Annotated in this window: 20 protein-coding genes; 5 read left to right on the top strand and 15 right to left on the bottom strand. The window is 62.3% G+C overall.

The window, feature by feature from the left end; genetic code table 11:
- Window positions 1-17: 17 nt before the first annotated feature.
- The 13 genes from CSQ95_RS14790 to leuC all read right to left on the bottom strand — a co-directional run bounded on the left by CSQ95_RS14790 (window position 18) and on the right by leuC (window position 14,685).
- Window positions 18-998 carry an SPOR domain-containing protein gene (locus tag CSQ95_RS14790; protein ID WP_099410053.1) on the bottom strand — a complete coding sequence of 327 codons (981 nt, stop codon included), beginning with the start codon at window positions 996-998 and terminating at the stop codon, window positions 18-20.
- A 24-nt stretch (window positions 999-1,022) separates the two neighbouring features.
- Entirely contained in the window at window positions 1,023-2,321 is a 1,299-nt protein-coding gene (folC, locus tag CSQ95_RS14785; RefSeq protein ID WP_099410052.1) for a bifunctional tetrahydrofolate synthase/dihydrofolate synthase, read from the bottom strand.
- Between the two features lie 108 nt (window positions 2,322-2,429).
- On the bottom strand, window positions 2,430-3,302 hold the full coding sequence (gene accD / locus CSQ95_RS14780; protein WP_010400390.1) for an acetyl-CoA carboxylase, carboxyltransferase subunit beta: 873 nt from the start codon (window positions 3,300-3,302) through the stop codon (window positions 2,430-2,432).
- Window positions 3,303-3,499: 197 nt separating this feature from the next.
- Window positions 3,500-4,297 carry a tryptophan synthase subunit alpha gene (gene trpA / locus CSQ95_RS14775; protein ID WP_099410051.1) on the bottom strand — a complete coding sequence of 266 codons (798 nt, stop codon included), beginning with the start codon at window positions 4,295-4,297 and terminating at the stop codon, window positions 3,500-3,502.
- An 85-nt stretch (window positions 4,298-4,382) separates the two neighbouring features.
- Window positions 4,383-5,633, bottom strand: a complete 1,251-nt coding sequence (gene trpB / locus CSQ95_RS14770) for a tryptophan synthase subunit beta (protein WP_099410050.1) — start codon at window positions 5,631-5,633, stop codon at window positions 4,383-4,385.
- Window positions 5,626-6,309 carry a phosphoribosylanthranilate isomerase gene (locus CSQ95_RS14765; RefSeq protein ID WP_099410049.1) on the bottom strand — a complete coding sequence of 228 codons (684 nt, stop codon included), beginning with the start codon at window positions 6,307-6,309 and terminating at the stop codon, window positions 5,626-5,628. Before CSQ95_RS14765 ends, trpB begins: the two co-directional genes overlap by 8 nt.
- Window positions 6,310-6,331: 22 nt before the next feature.
- Entirely contained in the window at window positions 6,332-7,162 is an 831-nt protein-coding gene (truA, locus tag CSQ95_RS14760; RefSeq protein WP_180279059.1) for a tRNA pseudouridine(38-40) synthase TruA, read from the bottom strand.
- A 250-nt stretch (window positions 7,163-7,412) separates the two neighbouring features.
- On the bottom strand, window positions 7,413-9,881 hold the full coding sequence (locus CSQ95_RS14755; protein WP_306532476.1) for a FimV/HubP family polar landmark protein: 2,469 nt from the start codon (window positions 9,879-9,881) through the stop codon (window positions 7,413-7,415).
- 255 nt (window positions 9,882-10,136) lie between these two features.
- Window positions 10,137-11,264 carry an aspartate-semialdehyde dehydrogenase gene (asd, locus tag CSQ95_RS14750; protein ID WP_071650193.1) on the bottom strand — a complete coding sequence of 376 codons (1,128 nt, stop codon included), beginning with the start codon at window positions 11,262-11,264 and terminating at the stop codon, window positions 10,137-10,139.
- Between the two features lie 45 nt (window positions 11,265-11,309).
- A complete protein-coding gene (gene leuB / locus CSQ95_RS14745) occupies window positions 11,310-12,380 on the bottom strand; it encodes a 3-isopropylmalate dehydrogenase (protein WP_099410046.1) in 1,071 nt (356 codons plus the stop codon).
- An 11-nt stretch (window positions 12,381-12,391) separates the two neighbouring features.
- Window positions 12,392-13,039, bottom strand: coding sequence for a 3-isopropylmalate dehydratase small subunit (gene leuD, locus CSQ95_RS14740; RefSeq protein ID WP_099410045.1), 648 nt, complete (start codon window positions 13,037-13,039; stop codon window positions 12,392-12,394).
- 51 nt (window positions 13,040-13,090) lie between these two features.
- A complete protein-coding gene (locus tag CSQ95_RS14735; protein WP_010400408.1) occupies window positions 13,091-13,213 on the bottom strand; it encodes a lipoprotein in 123 nt (40 codons plus the stop codon).
- A 68-nt stretch (window positions 13,214-13,281) separates the two neighbouring features.
- Window positions 13,282-14,685: a 3-isopropylmalate dehydratase large subunit gene (gene leuC / locus CSQ95_RS14730; protein ID WP_070221120.1), complete on the bottom strand. Its 1,404-nt coding sequence runs from the start codon at window positions 14,683-14,685 to the stop codon at window positions 13,282-13,284.
- 312 nt (window positions 14,686-14,997) lie between these two features.
- Here leuC and CSQ95_RS14725 point away from each other — a divergent pair, with 312 nt between their 5' ends.
- The gene (locus CSQ95_RS14725) at window positions 14,998-16,134 is read left to right on the top strand and encodes a S41 family peptidase (protein ID WP_099410044.1); all 1,137 of its coding nucleotides are present in this window, start codon (window positions 14,998-15,000) and stop codon (window positions 16,132-16,134) included.
- A gap of 64 nt (window positions 16,135-16,198) precedes the next feature.
- Here CSQ95_RS14725 and CSQ95_RS14720 read toward each other — a convergent pair whose 3' ends face one another.
- Both CSQ95_RS14720 and CSQ95_RS14715 read right to left on the bottom strand, forming a co-directional pair.
- Entirely contained in the window at window positions 16,199-18,097 is a 1,899-nt protein-coding gene (locus tag CSQ95_RS14720; protein WP_099410043.1) for a chemotaxis protein CheA, read from the bottom strand.
- The gene (locus CSQ95_RS14715; RefSeq protein WP_070291820.1) at window positions 18,097-18,951 is read right to left on the bottom strand and encodes a protein phosphatase CheZ; all 855 of its coding nucleotides are present in this window, start codon (window positions 18,949-18,951) and stop codon (window positions 18,097-18,099) included. The genes CSQ95_RS14720 and CSQ95_RS14715 overlap by 1 nt, the downstream gene beginning before the upstream one ends.
- Before the next feature lie 466 nt (window positions 18,952-19,417).
- Here CSQ95_RS14715 and CSQ95_RS14710 point away from each other — a divergent pair, with 466 nt between their 5' ends.
- The 4 genes from CSQ95_RS14710 (at window position 19,418) to hemP (ending at window position 22,277) form a co-directional block, all read left to right on the top strand.
- Window positions 19,418-19,885 (top strand): universal stress protein, encoded by a 468-nt coding sequence (locus CSQ95_RS14710; RefSeq protein WP_099410042.1) that lies wholly within the window; start codon window positions 19,418-19,420, stop codon window positions 19,883-19,885.
- 154 nt (window positions 19,886-20,039) lie between these two features.
- Window positions 20,040-20,684: a response regulator transcription factor gene (locus tag CSQ95_RS14705; protein ID WP_070221113.1), complete on the top strand. Its 645-nt coding sequence runs from the start codon at window positions 20,040-20,042 to the stop codon at window positions 20,682-20,684.
- Between the two features lie 337 nt (window positions 20,685-21,021).
- Window positions 21,022-21,828, top strand: coding sequence for a Crp/Fnr family transcriptional regulator (locus CSQ95_RS14700; RefSeq protein WP_070221155.1), 807 nt, complete (start codon window positions 21,022-21,024; stop codon window positions 21,826-21,828).
- Window positions 21,829-22,079: 251 nt separating this feature from the next.
- The gene (gene hemP, locus CSQ95_RS14695) at window positions 22,080-22,277 is read left to right on the top strand and encodes a hemin uptake protein HemP (RefSeq protein ID WP_034750559.1); all 198 of its coding nucleotides are present in this window, start codon (window positions 22,080-22,082) and stop codon (window positions 22,275-22,277) included.
- The last annotated feature ends 46 nt before the right edge of the window (window positions 22,278-22,323 follow it).

Here is a 22,323-nt window from a genome sequence, read left to right as displayed (position 1 = left end):
CATTCAGCCTTGCAACATCACGCCGGCACCAGCGAGCCGCCCAGGCCCAGCTTTTGCAACTTGGCGCGCGTCTTTTCCGCGTCTTCGCGGCTGCCGAACGGTCCCACGCGCACGCGGATGCGCTCGCCCGCCGGACTGGAGACTTTCTGCGTGTACGACTTGATGCCCGCTTCGCGCAGCTTGTCCTGCAATTCATCGACCTTGTCCTGCGTCGCCAGCGCCGCCACCTGCACCACGAACTTGCCGCTGCCGGCGTCGTGGGCCTTGTCTTGCGCTTTTTCTTGCGGCTTGTCTTGCGGCTTGCCTTCCAGGATCGCCAGCGCGCGCGCGGCATCGTCGGCCGATTGCGCCGGCTTGGCAGGCTTGGCCTCAGGCTTGGCTTCGGGCTTTACTTCATGCTTCGGTTCAGGCTTGGGCTCGTGTTTCGGCTCAGGCTTGGGTTCGTGCTTCGCTTCCGGCTTCGGTTCCACCTTGACCGGCTTGGGCTCAGGCTTGGGCTCAGGTTTCGGTTCCACATAGGCCGGCTTGACCGTTGCAGGCTGCACGGCGGCCAGCACGGGTGCCGGTGTGGGCGCAGGCTTGGCCGCAGGCGGCAGCGGCGCGTCGACGATTTCCTCGGACTGGTCCAGGCCATTCGATGCGGCCTGGACCGGAACGGCCGGCACAGGCGCAGGTGCAGGCGCAGCCTTTTCCTTCGACGGAATGTCGATGGCGATATCGTTGAACGGTGCTTTCGGCTCCGAATCGAGCAGCATCGGCAAGCCGACGGCGACGCCCAGCGCCAAAGCGACGGCCCCGACCAAGCGGCGGCGTGCGCGCTTTTTTTCAGGCAAGACCGGGTCCGGCGCTTCCTTGCCGCCACGGCGCGATCCGCCACCACCGGAGGTGTTGGCGGCGCGCTTGCGGGTCGGCGACTGTGCTTCGCCAGGGACATAAAAGCCGCTGTCTTCGCCAGAGGATTCTTGCTTGTTTTTAAACAGTTTCGAGAACAAGCCCATGCGTGATTTTCAGTCGAGTGCGTTTCAGTGAAGTGAGGATTTTCGGGCCTTCATCACGCCTGCAACGGTGAGGAAAGAACCAAAGACCACAATTCTATCATTCTCACCGGCCCGGCTCATTGCATTTGCAAAAGCTTGTGCCGGATCATCGAAAATAGACACAGTATGTTCGCTGCTGTCGGGCTTATCTTCGAGCATGATCTGCACCTTGGCGGCCAGCTCGGAAGCCGTGGCCGCGCGCGGCGAAGGCAGGCCCGTCAGGCACCAGTGGTCGACGTGTTCACTCATCGCGGCGAGGACGCCATCGATATCCTTGTCGTGCATGGAACCGAATACGGCATAGGTGTACGGGTGGAAACCCATATTGCCAAGGTTCTGGTTCAGCGCCGACGCCGCGTGCGGGTTGTGCGCCACGTCGAGGATCACGCTGGGGCGGCCAGGCAAGACCTGGAAGCGGCCCGGCAGCTCCACCGTCACGAGGCCCGTGCGCACTTCCTGCGCGCCCACGGGCAGTTTCAGCTTCAGCACTTCCAGCGCGGCCAGCACGGCCGTCGCATTGAGGATCTGGTTGGCGCCGCGCAAGCTCGGGTAGGCCAGCGAATTGCGGCGCTGCTCGCGCCCGCCGTAGTTCCACTGCTGCTTGTCGCCCGAATAGTTGAAATCGCGGCCCATCAGCCACAGGTCGGCGCCGATGGCCTCGGCATGGTCGATCAACGATTGCGGCGGCAACGGGTCGCTGCAGATGGCCGCCTTGCCCGGACGGAAGATGCCCGCCTTTTCAAAGCCGATCGCTTCGCGCGTGTCGCCCAGATAATCCGTGTGGTCGATATCGACGCTGGTGACGATGGCCACGTCCGCGTCGATCACGTTGACGGCATCCAGGCGCCCGCCCAGGCCCACTTCCAGGATGGCCACGTCCAGGTTGGCTTGCGACAGCAGATGCAAAATCGCCAAGGTGGTGAATTCGAAATAGGTGAGCGGCGTATCGCCGCGCACGGCCTCGACGGTCTGGAAGCTGGCGACGAGCTGCTCGTCGCTGGCCATCTCGCCCAGCACGCGCGCGCGCTCGTTAAAATCGAGGAAATGCGGCTTGATGTACAAGCCCACTTTGTAGCCGGCACGCAACAGCACGGATTCCAGCATGGCGCAGGTGGAGCCCTTGCCATTCGTGCCCGCCACCATGATCACGGGGCAAGTAAAAGCGAGCTGCATGCGCGCCTTGACGGCTTGCACGCGGTCCAGGCCCATGTTGATCTGGGTTTCCGAATGGCGGGTTTCCAGCATGGCGAGCCAGTCCGGCAATGACGTAGGGAGGTTTTGCATGGGAGACTTCTTGAAGGATGCGATGCGCAAGGCGCAGAAGAGATATAACGAGGCAGGACGATGTAGGTCGGGTTAGGCCAAAGGCCGTAACCCGACGCCAGCGGTAAATTAAGCCAGCACTTCAACAGCCTGGTTTTGCAACAAGGCCAGCAGACGGGCGATTTCTTCGCGCATCTTGCGGCGGTCGACGATCATGTCGACGGCGCCCTTGGTGACGAGGAACTCGGCGCGCTGGAAGCCTTCCGGCAGTTTTTCGCGCACGGTGTTTTCAATCACGCGCGGGCCGGCAAAGCCGATCAGCGCTTTCGGTTCGGCAATGACCACGTCGCCCATGAAGGCGAACGAGGCGGACACGCCGCCCATGGTCGGGTCGGTCAGCACGCTGATGAATGGCAATTTCTTTTCCGACAACTTGGTCAGCATCGCCGTGGTTTTCGCCATCTGCATCAGCGACAGCAAGCCTTCCTGCATGCGCGCGCCACCGGTGGCGGTGATGCAAATGAACGGCACTTTCTGCTCCAGCGCGATCTGCGCGCCGCGCACGAAGCGCTCGCCCACGACGGAACCCATGGAGCCGCCCATGAATTCGAATTCGAAGCACGCCACGACTACTGGCAGGCTCATGATGGCGCCGCCCATGACGACCATCGCATCCGTCTCGCCCGTCGCTTCCATGGCGGACTTCAGGCGGTCCGGGTATTTCTTGCTGTCTTTGAACTTCAGGGTATCGACGGGCAGGATTTCCTGGCCAATTTCATAGCGGCCGCCCGCGTCAAGCAGGCTGTCGAGGCGTTCACGCGCGCGGATGCGCATGTGATGGTCGCATTTCGGGCACACGTGCAAATTCGATTCCAGGTCCGTACGGTACAGCACGGCTTCGCACGACGGGCACTTGACCCACAGGCCTTCCGGCATGGTCTTGCGCGCGGCGGCATCAGAACGCTGGATGCGCGGTGGCAGCAGTTTTTCCAACCAACTCATATTTTCTCCTTGGGCCCTTGTAGGGGTAGCGTCGGTGGACGCCCCCGGCAGACGGTCAACGGCGACGCCCCGCGGGGCGCCACCAAAAATTTTATCTATTGCACAATAACAGGCAAATCAGTGGCCGAAGTGTAGCCGTTTATCGCCGGGCTGTCGAACTTTGCCGCCAACGCATCTTGCGTAAACGGCAAGCTTGCTCAGGCGTCCAGTGCGGCGCGGATGCCTGCCGTAAAGCTGCGCACGGCGTCGACGGCGCCCCCTGCCGGGGCATTTTCAATTTCCTGGATGATGCGGCTGCCGATCACGACGGCATCGGCCACCTTGGCCACGGCCTTGGCCGTGGCGCCATCGCGGATGCCGAAGCCCACGCCGATGGGTAATTTTACATGCTGGCGGATGGCCGCGAGGCGTTCCGCCACCTGTTCCGTATCAATGTTGCCGGCGCCCGTGACGCCCTTGAGCGACACGTAATAGCTGAAACCGCCGCCAACCTTGGCCACTTGCGCGATGCGCTCTTCGGTCGAAGTGGGCGCCAGCAGGAAAATCAGGTCGAGGCCCGCTGCGCGCATGGCGGCGCCGAACTCCTCGCACTCTTCCGGCGGATAGTCGACGACGATGGCACCATCGGCGCCGGCCGCTTGCGCTGCATCAATAAACGCGGCGCTGCCGATGCGCTCGATGGGATTGGCGTACCCCATCAGCACCACGGGCGTCGTCTGGTTCGTTTCACGGAACTGGCGCACGTAGCCGAACACGTCGTGGATGCCGACATTGAATTTCAAGGCTCGTTCGCAGGCGCGCTGGATGACGGGGCCTTCGGCCATGGGGTCGGAAAACGGCACGCCCAGCTCCAGGATGTCGGCGCCGCCCTCGACGAGCGCGTGCATCAGCGGCACGGTGGCGTCAGGGCCGGGGTCGCCGGCGGTGATGAAGGTGACCAGGCCGGTCTTGTTGTTGGATTTTAATTGGGCGAAGGTGGTGGCGATACGGGACATGGTGAGCTTTCTTTATCGGTGGAGGATGTCGGATTACGCGCTTGCGCGCTAATCCGACCTACGCGTTACTGGGGTTGTCAGTTACTTAACTGAAATTGAGCCCCATGCGCTCCGCCACGGTATGCATGTCCTTGTCGCCACGGCCCGACAGGTTGGCCAGCACGATCTGGTCTTTCGGCAAGGTAGCCGCCAGCTTGGCCGCGTAGGCCAGCGCGTGCGACGATTCCAGGGCCGGGATGATACCTTCGATATGGCAGCAGTCGTGGAAGGCCTGCAGCGCCTCGTCATCCGTGATCGACACGTATTGCGCGCGGCCGGAATCTTTCAGCCACGCATGTTCCGGACCCACGCCCGGATAGTCGAGGCCGGCCGAGACGGAATGCGTCTCAATGATCTGGCCGTTTTCATCCTGCAGCAGATAGGTGCGGTTGCCGTGCAGCACGCCCGGGAAGCCGGCCGTCAGCGAGGCCGAATGCTTGCCCGTGTTCAGCCCTTCGCCGGCCGCTTCCACGCCGATCAGTTTTACATCCTTCTGGTCGATATACGGGTAAAAGATGCCCATGGCATTCGAGCCGCCGCCGATGCAGGCCAGCACGTAGTCGGGCTGGCGGCCCGTCATTTCCGGCATCTGCACCAGACATTCCTCGCCGATCACGGACTGGAAGTCGCGCACCATCATCGGGTAAGGATGGGGGCCGGCCACGGTGCCGATGATATAAAAGGTGTTTTCAATGTTGGTGACCCAATCGCGCATGGCTTCGTTCAGCGCATCCTTGAGTGTCTTCGAACCCGATTCGACGGGCACGACGGTCGCGCCCAGCAATTTCATGCGGTACACGTTCTGCGCCTGGCGCTTGACGTCTTCGCTGCCCATGTAGACCACACATTCGAGGCCGAAGCGGGCGCAGATGGTGGCCGTGGCCACGCCATGCTGGCCGGCGCCCGTCTCGGCGATGATGCGCGGCTTGCCCATGCGCTTTGCCAGCAGAGCCTGGCCGATCACGTTATTGATCTTGTGCGCGCCCGTGTGGTTCAAGTCTTCGCGCTTGAAGTAGATTTGCGCGCCGCCCGCCATCTCGGACCAGCGCTTGGCGTGGTAGATGGGCGAGGGACGGCCGACGAAGTGTTTCAGCTCGTAGCGGAATTCTTCGAGGAATTCCGGATCGGCGCTGTAGCGCGCATAGGCGTCCTTCAGCTCGGCCAGCGCGTGCGTGAGCGTTTCGGCCACGAAGGCGCCGCCGTAGGGGCCGAAATGGCCGCGCAGGTCGGGAAACGGGTAATCGGTGGCGTGGAACAATGCGGCGGCTGCGCCGGGCGCTGTGGTATGGTCATTCATGGTGGTTTCCTCTGGCAATGATGGCATCGGCATCCTGCACCGCGGCGATGAACGCGCGGACTCGGGATGCGTCCTTGATGCCCTTGGACGCTTCGACACCACTGCTGATGTCGACGGCGTAAGGGCGCACGCGCACCACTGCGTCAGTCGCGTTTTGTACGCTCAAGCCACCACTTAAAACGACCCGAGGCGCGAGTTCTTCTGGAATGAGGGACCAATCGAATACCTTTCCTGCACCGCCGTAGGCATCCACATAGGTATCGAGCAAGAGGCTCGAGAACAAGGGGCTGGCGGCGCGATAGCGCTGTTCGTATTCTAGCAAATCTTCAAAGCGGGTGTCGGGTTTGACGCGGAACACTTGCGTAAACGGCGTATTCACGGCACCGGCGAGCGCCGCGCTGTGCTCAGGCGTCTCGTCGCCATGAAATTGCAGCAGAGATAAAGGCGCCACGACCCTGGTGGCCCGCACTTCTTCCACCGTGGCATTGACGAACAGGCCCACCGTCGTCACGTAGGGCGGCATGGCCGCGATCAGGCCCGCTGCCTGCCCGGGCGTCACGTAACGGGGGCTTTTCGGATAAAACACGAAGCCGATGGCGTCGGCACCCGCCGCCACGACCGCGTGAATGTCTTCGACGCGGGTCAGACCGCAGATCTTGATGCGTGTGCGTGGCATGTTAATCCTTTATTGATGCAGATCAAAACCAGGGCAAGGCGCTGCTGCTGTCTTGCGGCAACTCCCATTTCGGATCGTAATCGATCTGCGCCAGGTACAGGCCGTCCGGCATGAAGGTGGGCGCCGCCGCGTGGCGATCCTTACTTTCCAGCAAATGCGCGAGCCAGTCGGGCTTTTCTCGTCCCGTGCCGATGTAGACGAGCGAACCGACCAGGTTGCGCACCATGTGGTGCAGGAAGGCATTGGCCGTAATCGTAAAAATCACGCAATCGCCGCGCCGCTCGATGCGGATGTCGTGCATCAGCTTGACGGGCGACTTGGCCTGGCATTGCGCGGCGCGAAACGCCGTGAAATCGTGCCAGCCCAAGAGCGGCTGCACGGCTTGTCGCATCAGTTCCACGTCCAGCGGACGGAAAAAGAAACCGGCGCGCCCTTCCACCAGCGGCGAACGGGTGGCGTTGTTGTACAACACATAATGATAGGTGCGCGCGCGGGCGCTGAAACGGGCGTGGAAGTAGTCATTGACCGTCGGATCGCCGTCAAGTTCCTTGGCCCAGCGCACGGCGATCGATTTCGGCAGGAAGGCGTTGACGCCGCGTACCCACGAGTGCACGTCGCGGTTCAGTTCCGTATCGAAATGCACGACTTGCTCGAGCGCATGCACGCCCGTATCCGTGCGGCCGGCGCACGTGGTGGCCAGGCGCACGCGGGCAAACTGTTCCAGCGCGTTTTCCAGCTGGTCCTGCACCGTTTGCCCGTCTTCCTGTTTCTGGTATCCATGCCAGGCCGTGCCGTCGTACTGCAGGCCGAGGACGATACGCTTCAATGGCGTTGCTGTCGTAATATTTTGCATCGAAGCATTATACCGGCGCAAAGGCGGCCCCGCCTCCCGACGACACCAGCGCCTGAGACGGCGTTCAGGGCCAGGCGCATGGTCGAAGACAGTACGAATAGTACGGCGAGACCGTGCAACGCAGCCATGGACGTCGTATCTGGTGCTGGAAAGCGAACGAGACGGCGTTCAGGGCCAGGCGCATAGTCGAAGACAGTACGAATAGTACCGCGAGACCGTGCAACGCAGCCATGGACGTCGTATCAGGTGCTTAGCTCAGAAGTGCCTTCATTGTATTCGCCTTGGCGACCTGCTCTTCGCTGCCGCCCTTGATGACCTCATCGATCAGCTCGCGCGCGCCTTCCTTGTCGCCGATTTCCTGGTATGCGATCGCCAGGTCCAGCTTGGTATCCATTTCCATGTGGATGGCCGACAACGGGTCGTCGACGCCCACGCTGGCCGTCTTGCCATCGTTGAGGTCCAGGTCGATGCCGGACAGGTCGAATTCCTGTGCGGGCGGTATCGCTTCCGGCAAACTCGCCGGCGCTTGCGCATCGTCGAACAGGCTGTCGAGGGAAGGCTCGGCCGCCGCGACGGGCGCGGCAGCCGGCGCCACGGGTTCGTCGAGGTCGAAGTGGGCCAGGTCGACATCCTTCAACGGATCAGGCAATGGCGTCAAACCGGCGCCCACGCCATTGACGGGGCCGGCAGGCGGCTCCAGGTCCAGGCCGAAATCCATGCTGGCGTCATACTGCGCATCGTGCGCGGCAGGGACCGGCTTGCTGTCCGGCCCCGGCATGACGATCGGCTCGCTCGTGGAGACGGGTTCGAAATCGAGGCTGTCGAGGTCAAAATCGAGGGGGTCGCGCGCATCGCGGGCGGTCACGGAGGAGACCGGCTCGGCCGGCGCCAGGTCGGCCAGCGGCGCGGGCGGCTCGTCGGGCAAGTCCATGCTCTGGCCATGCACGTCGTCCCCGGCTGCCTTGCTCAGGCTGACCACGGCGTCGTCTTCCGTATCGCCATACAGGGGATTGGTGGGATCGAGCGCCAGTCCCAGCGCGGCCGCCTGCTGCCACTCTTCGCCCTGGCCCCGCGTCAGGCTGTAGAGCTCGCTAGCCTGGTCTTCAAACGCGCGCACGTCGTTGCGGGCCGAATAGATTTCCAGCAACTTCAGACGGGCCGCATGGCGCTCGGGATGGATGCGCAAGGCTTCCTTGAGGATATCTTCCGCCTGGCCATCGCGGCCGTAGGCGATATACACGTCCGCTTCGGCGACGGGGTCCGTTTCATTCGCATCGAGCATGCTCGCGCCCGCGGCGGCAGCCACGCCGGCAGCGGCCGCGCCCGTACCGAACAGGTGATTGCTCGCTTCGGACTGCTGGTCTTCCGGCGCCAGGCCGGCCGGAGGCGCGGCGGGCGGCTCCGGCTCGAACACGGGAGCCACGCTCTCCGGCGCGGGCGGCGCGTCCTTGCGGCGGCGCGCGACCACCAGCGCCGCCACGGCCGCCAGCAGCGCGGCGATGCCGATGCCGATGGCGCCCAGGTGGTCATTGATCTTGTCGGTAATCGTCGGCTCCAGCGGCGATGGTTTTTTCACCAGCGGCACCGGTTTGACCTTCGGTGCGGCAGGCTGAGGTGCGGGCGGCTGCGCCTCGGCCGGCGCGCTGGCGGGTGCGCTGGCAGCGGCCTCGGCCGGTTTGGCGGGTGCGGGGGCGCTCTTGTCGGCCATGGCCTTGCTCTTGACCGCCATCAACTTTTCCAGGTCGCTGACGTTCTTTTCCAGCTCCTTGACGCGGGCAGCGGCTTCATCGACCTGTTTCGCCTTGGCGATCTTGTCTTCCTCGCTGGCGACGGCGCTCTTGCCGGCCGACTTGGCCGCCGGCTCCGCCTTCGACAGTTTCAGCTTGTCTTGCGACTCGCTCACGGCCGTCGGCTTTTCCTGCACCTTGGTCGCACCGATCTTGCCGGCCGTGCTTTGCGTCGCTTGCGCGGCCTTGGCCGGCTTGCTTTGCGACACCTGACCTGCCAGCTTGTTGCGGTAGGCCTCGAAATCGATGGCGTGCGCCGTCACGATGCCCTTCGCTTCAGCCGCACCGGTGGCGCGCACGGCGTCCGCGCCCGGCACGGCCAGGATGCGCCCGGCCTGCATGCGGTTCATGTTCTCACCCTTGAAGGCGTCGGGATTGGCGCGGTACAGGGCGACGAGCATCATGTCGAGCGACACGCCCGAAGGCTTCAGTTCGCTGGCGATGCGGCTCAGGGTGTCGCCCGTCTTGACCTTGTATTCCCCGGCCGGTTTTTTCGCCGCAGCTGGCGCAGCATCGGCCGCCGCCTTGCCTTTGCCCGGTTCGGCCGGCGCCGTCACTTGCGCGCCGCGCGTCTGGCGCGCTTCCGGCGTGTCGAGCACGAACGCATATTCGCGCACCTGGCGACCGCTCTTGCCGCTCAGTTCCAGCAAGAGATCCACCATGGGCTCGGCCACCGGTTGCGCCGAGCTGATGCGGATGAAGGGCTTGCCATTGCGGTTTTCCACGGCAAACGTCAAGGCGTTCAATGCGGGATTGAATTCCACGTTGGCCTGGCGATAGGCCTCCGGCGGCGCCAGCTTGGCCAGCAGGCTTGCTGCCTCGCCTGGCTTGATGGCCGATAATTCGACCTCGGCGCGCAGCGGCTGGCCGGCGGCGGACAGCACCGTGATCTTGCCCAGCTCGGCTGCGGATGCCGCCGGTGACAATAACACCGCACAGGCGACAGCGCTGCTGAGTGTTTTAATGGCAAGGGAGGCGACCCGGGGACGAGTGTGTACAGGCATAGTTGGCGGCATCTTAGTTGACATGGGAAAACAGTTACTTTTCCAGAGGTATCAACATATCATCATGCCCAGAGCTATGCAAGCTCCGCATGGTTGAGCCTTGACGGGCTCAGGACGAAAAAAAAGCCGGGAAAACAGCCCCGGCTTGATCCGCATCAGCAATTAATTGCTGATTTATTGCTGTTACGCATCCAGCAGAATACGCAGCATGCGGCGCAGCGGCTCGGCCGCGCCCCACAGCAACTGGTCGCCCACGGTGAATGCGGACAGGTATTCGCCGCCCATGCTCATCTTGCGCACGCGGCCGACGGGAATCGTCAGGCTGCCCGTGACGGCTGCCGGCGACAGATCGCGCACGGACGCTTCGCGCGTGTTCGGCACGAATTTCACCCATTGATTGTTGCTGGCGATGATGTCGTTGATTTCATCGAGCGGCACGTCTTTCTTCAGCTTGATGGTCAGCGCCTGCGAATGGCAGCGCATGGCGCCGATGCGCACGCACAGGCCGTCGACGGGAATTTCCTTGGTGCCGAAATCGATGCCGCGGCCCAGGATCTTGTTCGTTTCCGCGCCCGCCTTCCATTCTTCCTTCGACTGGCCGTTGCCCAGGTCCTTGTCGATCCACGGGATCAGGTTGCCGGCCAGCGGCGCGCCGAACTGCTTGATTTCATCCGGGGAATAGCCGTGCTGGGTGGCCAGCACCTGGCGGTCGATTTCCAGGATGGCGGACGCCGGGTTTTCCAGCAGCGCCTTGACGGAGCTGTTGATGGTGCCAAATTGCGTCAGCAGTTCGCGCATGTGCTGCGCGCCGCCGCCCGATGCCGCCTGGTACGTCATCGACGTCATCCAGTCGATCAGGTCGTGCTGGAACAGGCCGCCCAGGCCCATCATCATGCACGACACGGTGCAATTGCCGCCGATGTAATTCTTGACGCCCTTGCCCAGCGCATCCTTGATGACGTGCAGGTTGACGGGGTCGAGCACGATGACGGCGTCTTTTTCCATGCGCAAGGTCGAGGCCGCATCGATCCAGTAGCCATTCCAGCCCGCTGCGCGCAGCTGCGGGAAGACGGCGCTCGTGTAGTCGCCGCCCTGGCAGGAAATGATGATGTCGCACTTGGACAGTTCGGCGATGTTGTTGGCATCCTTGAGGATGGTTTCATTCTTCGCCATGGCCGGCGCGGCGCCGCCCGTGTTCGACGTCGTGAAAAACACCGGTTCGATGTGGGCGAAATCGCCCTCTTCCTGCATGCGCTGCATCAGGACCGAACCGACCATACCGCGCCAACCTACCAAGCCAACTAATTTCATTACCATTCCTCAAGATGAGACGGCGACTGCCGTCATTGAAATATTTTATCCTAATGCACGCACTACGGCATCGCCCATGGCCTCGGTACCGACCAACGTCGTGCCCGCTTCGTGGATGTCGGCCGTGCGCAGCCCCTGCGCCAGCACCTGCTTGACGGCGCCCTCGATGCGGTTTGCCTGCTCTTCGCGGTTCAGCGAATAGCGCAGCATCATGGCGGCCGACAGGATCGTCGCCAGCGGATTGGCGATGCCCTTGCCCGCGATATCGGGCGCCGAACCGTGCGACGGCTCGTACAAGCCCTTGTTGTTGGCGTCCAGCGAAGCGGACGGCAGCATGCCGATTGAGCCCGTCAGCATGGCGGCCGCGTCCGACAAGATATCGCCGAACATGTTGCCAGTCACCATGACGTCGAATTTCTTCGGCGCCCGCACCAGCTGCATGGCCGCGTTATCGACGTACATATGGTCGAGCGCCACGTCCGGGTATTCCTTGTGCACATCGGTGACGATGTCTTTCCAGAACTGGAAGGTTTCCAGCACGTTCGCCTTGTCCACGCTGGTGAGGCGCTTGTCGCGCTTTTGCGCGGCCTGGAAAGCCACGTGGGCGATGCGGCGGATTTCGCCTTCCGCATAGCGCATGGTGTCGAAGCCTTCGCGCTGGCCCTTGAACGGACCGTCCGGGCACTCGCGCACGCCGCGGGGCTGGCCGAAATAGATGTCGCCCGTCAATTCGCGGATGATCAGGATATCCAGGCCGGAGACCACTTCCGGTTTCAGGGTCGAGGCGCCCGCCAGTTCCGGGTACAAGATGGCCGGACGCAGGTTGGCGAACAGGCCCAGGTTCTTGCGCAAGCCCAGGATCGCCTGCTCCGGGCGGAACTGGCGCTCGAGGTTGTCGTATTTGTAGTCGCCCACGGCGCCGAACAGCACGGCATCGGCCGCTTTCGCCAGGGCCAGCGTGCCTTCCGGCAGCGGGTGGCCATGGGCCGCGTAGCCGGCGCCGCCCACGGGCGCCGTTTCCAGCTCGAACGATTCGCCCAGCACATTCAAGACCTTAACGGCTTGCGCGACGATTTCAGGACCGATGCCGTCGCCGGGTAAAATTGCAATTTTCATATTTTTATCGATTAAATGACGTTGGCGAGCCACGGTTGGCTATTCAAGTGACGCTCTTCGAAGGCGCGGATATCGTCGGCATGGCGCAGGGTCAGGCCGATATCGTCGAGTCCATTCATCAGGCAATATTTGCGGAAGGCATCGATCTCGAATGGATAGGAGACGGAACCATTGCTGGTGCGCACGCACTGCTGTTCCAGGTCCACCACCAGCTTGTAGCCGGGGAAGGCCTTGACTTCATTGAACAGGTGCTCGACCTGGCTTTCCGACAGCACGATGGGCAGCAAGCCGTTCTTGTAGCAGTTATTGAAGAAGATGTCGGCAAACGAGGGCGCGATGATGGCGCGGAAGCCATATTGATCGAGCGCCCACGGCGCATGTTCGCGCGAAGAGCCGCAGCCGAAGTTCTTGCGCGTGAGTAAGATCGAGGCGCCCTGATAGCGCGGCTCGTTGAGCACGAACTCGGGGTTCAGCGGGCGGCGGCTGTTGTCCTGGCCCGGTTCGCCATGGTCGAGGTAGCGCCATTCGTCGAACAGGTTGGGGCCGAAGCCGCTGCGGTGGATCGATTTCAGAAATTGCTTCGGAATAATCGCGTCGGTGTCGACGTTGGCGCGGTCCAGCGGGGCTACCAGGCCTTCGTAAATCGTAAATTTATCCATGCTGTTTCTACTCGGTAAGACGCGCGGCGCGGGGCGCCGCCACGTCACGGTTTATTTTCCGCCGGCGCCAGTGACGACCTGGCCGACTTTCTGCACATCGCGGCCGATGCCCGAGACGGTGTTGCAGCCGGACAAGATGACGGTGGCGATGAGGAGGGCGAAGAGTTTTTTCATGATGATTTTTTGATAGTAGATAAGGGACCGGGAACGCTAGTGTAAACCAGCGGCGCCAGCCCCTGCCGTCATCGCAATCCCCGCACGTCGACAAAGTGGCCGGCGATGCCCGCCGCCGCCGCCATCGCGGGCGACACCAGGTGGGTACGACCGCCCTGCCCTTGCCGGCCTTCGAAGTTGCGGTTCGAGGTCGAGGCGCAGCGTTCGCCCGGTTCCAGACGGTCCGCATTCATGGCCAGGCACATGGAACAGCCCGGCTCGCGCCATTCGAAGCCGGCATCCTTGAAGATGCGGTCGAGTCCTTCGCGCTCGGCCTGGTCTTTCACCAGGCCGGAACCGGGCACGACCAGCGCCAGGGTGACGTTCGAGGCGCGGTACTTGCCGCGTACCACGGCGGCCGCCGCGCGCAAATCTTCGATGCGCGAATTGGTGCAGGAACCGATGAAGACCTTGTCAATACGGATGTCCGAGATCGGCGTGTTCGGCTTCAGCGCCATGTAGACGAGCGCCTTTTCGATGGCGTCGCGCTTGACACTGTCTTTCTCATTGTCCGGATCCGGTACGCGGCCATCGATGCCGACCACCATCTCGGGCGAGGTGCCCCACGTCACTTGCGGTTCGATCTCTTGCGCGTTGAGCGTGACGACGAGGTCGAAACGGGCGCCCGGGTCAGAATGCAGCGTGCGCCAGTAGGCCACGGCGCGTTCCCAGTGCGGACCGGCCGGCGAAAACGGACGGCCCTTGACGTAATTGATGGTGGTGTCGTCGACGCCGATGATGCCGGCGCGCGCGCCAGCCTCGATGGCCATGTTGCACACCGTCATGCGGCCTTCCATCGACAGCGCGCGGATGGCCGAACCGCCGAACTCGATACAGTAACCGGTGCCGCCGGCCGTGCCGATCTTGCCGATGATGGCCAGCACGATATCTTTCGCCGTCACGCCGGCCGGCAGAGCGCCGTCGACCTGCACCAGCATGGACTTGGATTTCTTTTGCAACAAGGTCTGCGTGGCCAGCACATGTTCCACTTCGGACGTGCCGATCCCGTGCGCCAGCGCGCCGAACGCGCCGTGCGTGGACGTGTGCGAATCGCCGCAGACCACCGTCATGCCGGGCAGGGTCGCGCCCTGTTCAGGGCCGATCACATGCACGATACCCTGGCGCTTGTCGTTCATGTTGAAGTAGGTCAAGCCGTAGTGCTTGGCGTTCTTGTCCAAGGTTTCCACCTGCAGGCGCGAGACGGGATCGGCAATGCCGTCGACCCGGCTGGTGGTGGGCACGTTATGGTCGGCCACGGCCAGGTTGGCGGAAATGCGCCACGGCTGGCGGCCCGCCACGCTGAGGCCATCGAAGGCTTGCGGGCTGGTGACTTCGTGCAGCAAGTGCCGGTCGATGTACAAAATTGTCGTGCCATCATCTTCGGCCCGAACAACGTGGGATTCCCAGAGTTTGTCGTAAAGCGTCTTCATCATGATTTATGCAGCGTTGCCACAGCCTGTAGTAAGTGATCAAGTGATACCAGGTCATACGGTGATCCACAAGGATTATGCCATATATCGGACGACACAGAACCGAAACAGGCAAAAGAGTGGGATTGGCGATACAAAGTTTGGCAACCTTGTTGGATACGAGCTGGAAATTGCCGATATCGGCATATCGGCGACATGACGGCCCAATCTGCGGGTAGGCCGCCGAACGAGCCACGGCGCGGCCAGAAATCGATACTTTTTCTTTAATCTTTCGTGTATTGTATTTCGATAACAATTTCAGGAAAGACTGTATTGATGAGACTGTGTTCTTTTGCCGCCACGCTCCTGGCTACTTTGACAGTCAGCCATACGCAAGCGGCCACGCCGAGCGAGACCTGCCTGCAGGACTTGCGCGTCCTTCCCGCCTTTTTGCTGGAAAACGATACTGGCGCGCGCCAGCATCTGGCACAAAAAGGTCAAGCGTATTTCGATCAGGCATTGGCCAGCGCCAGCACCGCGGCGGCCAAGGTGAACGATGAGGCTGCCTGCAATACGGCACTGTCCGGTTACCTGAGCCAGTGGCGCAAAGGCCACCTGCAGATCATGCCGACCGGTACGCTGAAACATGAGACACCAGCTGCAGCGCCATCCTCAACCGCCGCGCCAACGGCCACCATCGATGACAGAGCGCCATCGCTGCAGCTGCTGTCGCCGCACACGGCGCTGCTGACCTTACCGAGTTTTTTCCCCGGGTACGCCGGGCTCATCAATGATTTACTGGAAAGCAAGCGCGACGAACTGGCCACCCGTCGAAACTGGATTATCGATGTGCGGCGCAACAACGGCGGCAGCGACAGCACATATGCGCCCTTGCTGCCATGGCTAGCTTCAGGCGAGAGCGTCAATATCGGTGGTGAATGGCTGTCCACGCCGGCCAATATCGCCAGCCAGGAAAACATCTGCGCGCTGTACGCTCCCGGCGACGCCACCTGCACGAAATATATGGCACTGGCCGTCACCCGCATGCGCAGCGTGCAGCCCGGCCAGTTCGTGGCGCAAAGCACCAACGGGCCTGTCAGCTATGCGAGTGTGTCTGGCCAGGCAGTACAGCCGTCCAGGGTGGCGGTGCTGGTCGACCGCGATTGCGGCAGTTCCTGCGAACAGTTTCTGCTGGAAGCGCGGCAAAGCTTTCGCGTCAAGCTGATCGGACGCAACAGCGGAGGCGCGCTCGATTATTCGAATCTGCGCATGCACCCCCTGCCCTCGGGACGGCGCCAGCTGGCCTACGCCACCTCGCGCTCGGCCCGCTTGCCAGATCTGCAGGTCGATCTCGGCGGCATCATGCCCGACATCTACCTGCCGCCGCCGAAGGACGAGGCGGAGCGCGCCCAGGAAATCGTGCGCGTGCAGCGCTGGCTGGAAGGCGGCACCTTACGCCCTAACAACATCTGACACCGCTGGCGCCATAAAAAAAGCCCGCTATGCCTAGCGGGCTTTCTAACGATTGAAGCAAGACTCAGGCAGCTAGACGAACGCTTCCCCGGCAGCCGTCCATCAGGAACGACAAGCCGACTACCAGCACCAGCTCGCCTTCGGCCGAGCGGGCCGTACCGGTGATGCCTTCCACGGTGATGGCCGTCATCGGCTTGATGACCAGGTCGGCCGTACCGTCGACGGCTTCCACTGCAAGAATGTACGGCTGCGGCGCGGCGACGACGATGCCGACGCGTTCGCTGCACGATTCATAGCCCAGGGCACCTGCCAGCGACCGCACGGGCAATGGACGGCCCTGGTCTTTCAGCACCGGCGCGCCGCCCACTTCCATGAAGGTTTCCGGCAATTCGACGACGCGCTGCACCACCGCCATCGGCAGCGCCAGCGCGGCGCCCGAGGTCGACACGAGCATGGTCGGCACGATCGACAGTTCGATCGGCAGGCGGATGGCGAACTTCGTGCCCTTGCCCAGCGTCGACTCGATGTGGATGGCGCCGCGGTTTTTCTCCACGGCCGTTTTCACCACGTCCATGCCCACGCCACGGCCGGAGACGCTGGACGCCACTTCCTTGGTCGAGAAGCCTGGCAGGAACACCAGCTGGAAGCATTCGTCGTTGCTCAATTGCGCGTTTTCGCTGATCAAGCCCTTTTGCTGGGCCTTGCTGCGTAGGAAGACCGGGTCCATGCCCTTGCCGTCATCCTGCAGCACGATCATGACGCTGTTGGCCTCTTGCCAGGCTTTCAGCGAAATATACGATTTGGCGGGCTTGCCGGCGGCCAGGCGCGCTTCCGGCGATTCGACGCCATGGTCGAGCGAGTTGCGCAGCATGTGCACGAGCGGATCGTACAGGCTGTCCACGACGACGCGGTCGACTTCCGTTTCCGCGCCTTCGATGGTCAGCTCGACATCCTTGCCCAGGTCTTTCGCCAGCTCGCGCACCAGGCGCGGGAATTTCTGGAACAGGCGGCCGACAGGCTGCATGCGCGTGGCCAGGGTGGCCCGCTGCAGTTCCGTCGAGTAGCGCGAGGCGCGCTCCAGGGTTTCCGCCAGGGTCGCCATCAAGGTGGCGGCCTGGCCTTCGAATTTGAATTGCAGCAAGCGTTCGAGCAGCACGGCAGCCTGGTTGGCGGCCTGCACGGATTCGCCCGCCACTTCCAGCAGCGCGTCGAGCTTGACGGCGTCGACGCGGATGCTGTCTTCCTTGACGGGCGCGGCATGGCGCACTTCCGGACGCTCTTCGCGTCGTTCGGCGCCATCCCAGGCCTTGGCGGCCGGCTTGGCGGCAGCGGCAGCAGCAGCGGCGGGTGCAGCGGCGGCCACGACGGCAGGGGCAGCGGCGACGGCGGACACCGGCGCGGCGGCGACCCGGCTGCCCTCGGGCACGACGGCGTTATACATGCCTTCCCAGTCCAGGCCATCGGCGCCGGCGGTGGAGACGGCGGCGGCAGGCGTGGCGGCAGGCACTTCCGCAACCTCGGCAACGGGCGCGGCCACTTCCGCCACCACGGCGGCGGCAGGCGCAGGCGCATCCATGCCCTTGCCTTCGATGGCGTTCGTCAGGATGTGTTCCAGCTCTTCCGGCATGGCCGGCAAGCTTTCCGGCGCGGCACCATTGGCCAGTTCCGTCAGCTGGTCGGCGACGAAACCGGACGCCTGCAGCGCTGCCTCGATGGCGATGGGGGTGACGGGCGCGGCGCCCGTGCGCAAGGCGTCGAACAGGTTTTCCGTCAGGTGGCAGGCCGCCACCAGCGCGGGCAAGCCCATGAAGCCGGCACCGCCCTTGATCGTGTGGAAGGAACGAAACACCGCATTCAGTGTTTCCTTGTTGTCAGGATCGCGCTCGAGGCGCAACAAGTGCTCTTCAACATTAACCGCAAGATCCATCGCCTCAACGACGAAATCCTTGAGCATATCGTCCATTAGAATCCCAAATCCGCAAGAAGGTCGTCTACATTATCCTGGTCCAGCGCCACCGACGGCACGGACGGGCCCTGCATCAGCGGCACCGGCTTTTGCGCCAGTTTCTCGCGCACCTCGGCCGGCGCGTTGTCGCGCAACAGCTGGGCCAGTTCGTTTTCCACGGTCTTGGTGATGTTGACCACTTTTTTGATCAGCTGGCCCGTGATGTCCTGGAAGTCCTGCGCCATCATGATTTCCAGCAAGCGCGCTTTTTCCGCTTCCGTCGCTTCGGCAACGGCTTGCGCGAACTGGCGCGAGTCGCCGGCCAGGGCCTTGAATTCTTCCAGGCTCAGCTTGCCGTCGAACAGCGCCGTCCAGCGGCCGTCCATGTCCTTGGCTTTCTTCGACAGTACATCCTGCGCCGGCATGCCTTCGTCGAGCGTGTTCAGGACCTTGTTGGCGGCCTGTTCGGTCAGGGTGGCGACGTATTCCAGGCGGTCCTGGGCGTCGACGATCTGCGACGACGCTTCCGTCAGCGCCTTGTCGTAGCCCAGTTCGCGCAGCGAATCGTGCAGCAGGCGCACGATGCCGCCCAGACGCTCGAACATCGGCTTGTCGGACTGGTCGACGGGATCGGCCGCGTCGCCAGACGCCTCGGCGCTGGCCACAGGCAGCGCTTCCGCCTCGGCGGCCACCGGCTCGGCGGCTGCCGGCACGGCGGCGTTGGCCGACACCGAGTCGAATAGCGCGTCGAAATCGTCCTCCGCAATCACGGCGGGAGCGGGCGCGGCGGCAGGCGCGGGCTGAGCCGCGGCCGCACTTTGCGCAGATACTTCATCGAATAATGCGTCGAAATCATCAGCGGCGTTGGTCATATCCCTGCTTCTCCATAATTTGTCAAAATTCCGCCTGAACTGTGCGTTTTACAGACTGATACCCACAATTTCTCGATTAAGATGATTTGAGGCAATACCGCTGCGATGGTGCGAGTGTAGCAGGGCGCCGCCCTGTTGGTAAATCTCAAAACGCGCTTCCTGGTGCAAAGCTGGTCCACAAGAGCTTTTCCACAAGGAAATATGTGTTCCAGCTGTTGTATTTTGAAATACTACCATTGGCGTGGGTGCAAGACCACGCACAGCAGAAGAAATCCTGCTTCCGGGCGTCTGCGCAACAGCGCCACATGCACATCGTTGCTGCTAAACACGATCTTTCTGCCAATGTTGTCTATACTGAAGGTGCAGTTGTATTGATAATTATCAAGTCTTTGCATGAATACAATGCTGCCGCCGCGTCTACAATAAGAGGCGTTGCGCGCGCTCAGTCACCGCCAAAGGACCTGCCATGTATAAGAAAATTCTGATCGCCACGGATGGCTCCACCGTCTCCAACCTGACGGCCTGCGCCGGCGTTGCCTTTGCCGAACAGATGCACGCCGACATCCTTGCCTTGTACGTGGCGCCCGAGTACCAGTACCCGGTGTACATCGAAATCATTCCGCCAAGCTATCCCAGCGAGGAGGAGTACCGCATCGCCATGCGCAAGGCCGGCGCCGACCACTGGCAGCCCATCCTCGACGCGGCCGCCAAGCGCGGCCTGGAAGCGACAGGCCTGACGGTCTTTTCCGACAGCCCGGCCCTGAAGATCGTGGAAGTGGCGCAATTGCAGCATTGCGATCTGATTTTCATGGGTTCGCATGGCCGCAGCGGCTGGGGGCAATTGCTGTTGGGCAGCGTGACCAATAAAGTGCTGTCGCACTCGAAATTGCCCGTGCTCGTGCATAGGCTGATCAAGGAACCCCCGTCCGAATAAGAGGTCACATGACCACTGGGGCCGCCGTTGCCGGCATATGCAGAAAAAGGCACAATGCGGCCGCTTCAGTTAAAATGACAACATTTCTCGTTTCTCAACATTTGATTGTCCGGTGACGGACAGAGCAGATTTCACGCATCCAGATTGCCCGCCTATGATACGTATTGTGATTGCCGACGACCACACCATCATGCGAGAAGGCTTGAAGCGCATCCTTGACGGCGCGCCGGATATCGATATCGTGGGCGAAGCCATCGACGGCTTTGAAGTACTCAATCAGGTGCGCCAGGGCGGCTTCGACCTGTTGCTGCTCGACCTGTCGATGCCGGGCCGCAGCGGCGTCGACCTGATCCGGCAAATCCGCAGCGAGGCGCCCAAGCTGGCCATCCTGATCCTCACCATGCACGAGGAAGAACAATATGCGGTGCGCGCCATCCGCGCCGGCGCGCAAGGCTATCTGACCAAGGAAAGCGCGGGCACCCAGCTCGTGGGCGCCATTCACAAGGTGGCGTCGGGGCGCCCCTACATCAGCGCCGAGGTGGCCGAGCAGCTCGTGCTCAACATCATGATGCCGAATGAAAGCCTGTTGCACAAACAGTTATCGGACCGCGAGTTCGAAGTCTTTTCCCTGCTGGTGGCGGGCAAGTCGATCACGGAAATCGCCAACAACCTGCACCTGAGCGTGAAGACGGTGAGTACGCACAAGACGCGCATCATGCAAAAAATGGGCATGAGTTCGCTGTCCGAAATGGTGCAGTATGCCGTAGCGCACCGCCTGCTCTCCCCCTTCAAGACGTAAGCCCGGCGGCGCGCGGCGGCGCGTCGACCGTAGGAACAATCCTACATCTCCTACCACAGCTCCTACTGCCATATTCAGCCACTGCTGATATTAATTGTATATGGTTGTTGGCATACTGAAACCAGTAATCAAGTTGCTGGGAAGTTATTTCATCACACAGCAAGTCGTCAGCGAATTGAGCTTTATCAGCCTGGACGCGCGCCGCCCCTTCCCTGCCCGCCGTCCTGCGCACCCTGTCATTCAACTCTGAACTACCTGTCACCAGGAGATGAACATGCTGTCCACGCAAACGCCCGAAACCCGCGCCGCCACCCCATCGCTGGCTCCCTCTTCCCCGATGGAAGCAGGGCGCCAGCGCCAGGGGCGGCTATGGTCGAACCTGAAGGAGGTGTGCGATCTGCTGCATATCTCCAGCGCCTGCACCATCGCCGCCGACGAACTGCTGTTCCAGCACGTGCAATTCAAGACGGGCCAGCGCGTGCATACCATCGGCCAACCGTTCGACACCTTGTACATTGTCAATTCGGGCTTCCTGAAAACCGTGCTCATCGACGAATTCGGCAATGAACAGGTACTGAGCTTTCCCATGAAGGGCGACATGCTGGGCGTCGACGGCATCCACTCGCGCCACTACTCCTCGGAAGCGGTGGCCCTGTCCGACTGCGACCTGATCTTGTTGCCGTTCAAGAAGCTGACGGCGCTGGGACGTGTTCACCTGGAACTGGAAAACGTCATGTACGGCGTGATGAGCCGCGAACTGGTGCGCGAACAGGCGATGATCGGCATGCTGGGCGCCTTGAGCGCCGAAGCCCGCGTGGCCCGCTTCCTCGTCTCGCTGGCCGACCGCTTCGCGCAGATGGGCTATTCGAGCAAGCTGTTCAACCTGCGCATGACGCGCCACGAAATCGGCAGCTACTTGGGCCTGACCCTGGAAACGGTGAGCCGCACTTTGTCCGCCTTCAATGAAATCGGCCTGATCTCGGTTGACCAGCGCACCATCGGCATCAAGGATCCGGACGCCCTGAAAACCCTGCGCCGCTTGCCGCCGTCGCGCTCGCGCGCCAAGCAGCTGGCTGCCGCCAAGCTCAAAGCCGACACCACCGCCGCCGCGGCCGCCTCGGCGCAATTGCTGGCCACGATTTAACGCCATCCCGATTTCTTCCAGCTTGGCACAGGCTTGACCCGACCAAGGCGCGCACCGCCTTGCCGGGTCTTTTTTGCTGCCGCTCCCCTTCCATGCCGCGCCAATGGCCGCCTTCGCGCAGCGCCATGCTCCACGCTGCCATCCCATCGCAAAAAAGCACGGATTGCGCATAAATAAGCCTTGCTTTTCGGGCCACATTCAACAATAATGCAAATACGAATCATTCTCAACTGAGATAAAGAAAGCCCAACATGCAAAGCTCAAAACCAGCCTTGATCCAGGATGCCGCTACCGCCCACGTCCGTCCTCCCGTCAGCATGGCCCAGCCGGCGCGCCGCATCACCAGCGAAGCGCTGCTGCAGCAGGGCCGCGAAGTGGAGATTGAGCACAGCGGCAAGATCTATCGCCTGCGCGTCACCCAATTGAACAAGCTGATCCTGACTGCCTGAAGCAGCACGGCAGCCAGTCACCACGCTCGCCAGCCAGTCGCGCCCC

It is taken from the genome of Janthinobacterium sp. BJB304 (genome assembly GCF_002735765.1).
GTDB lineage: Bacteria > Pseudomonadota > Gammaproteobacteria > Burkholderiales > Burkholderiaceae_D > Janthinobacterium.
This window is presented reverse-complemented; position numbering and strand designations above follow the sequence as displayed.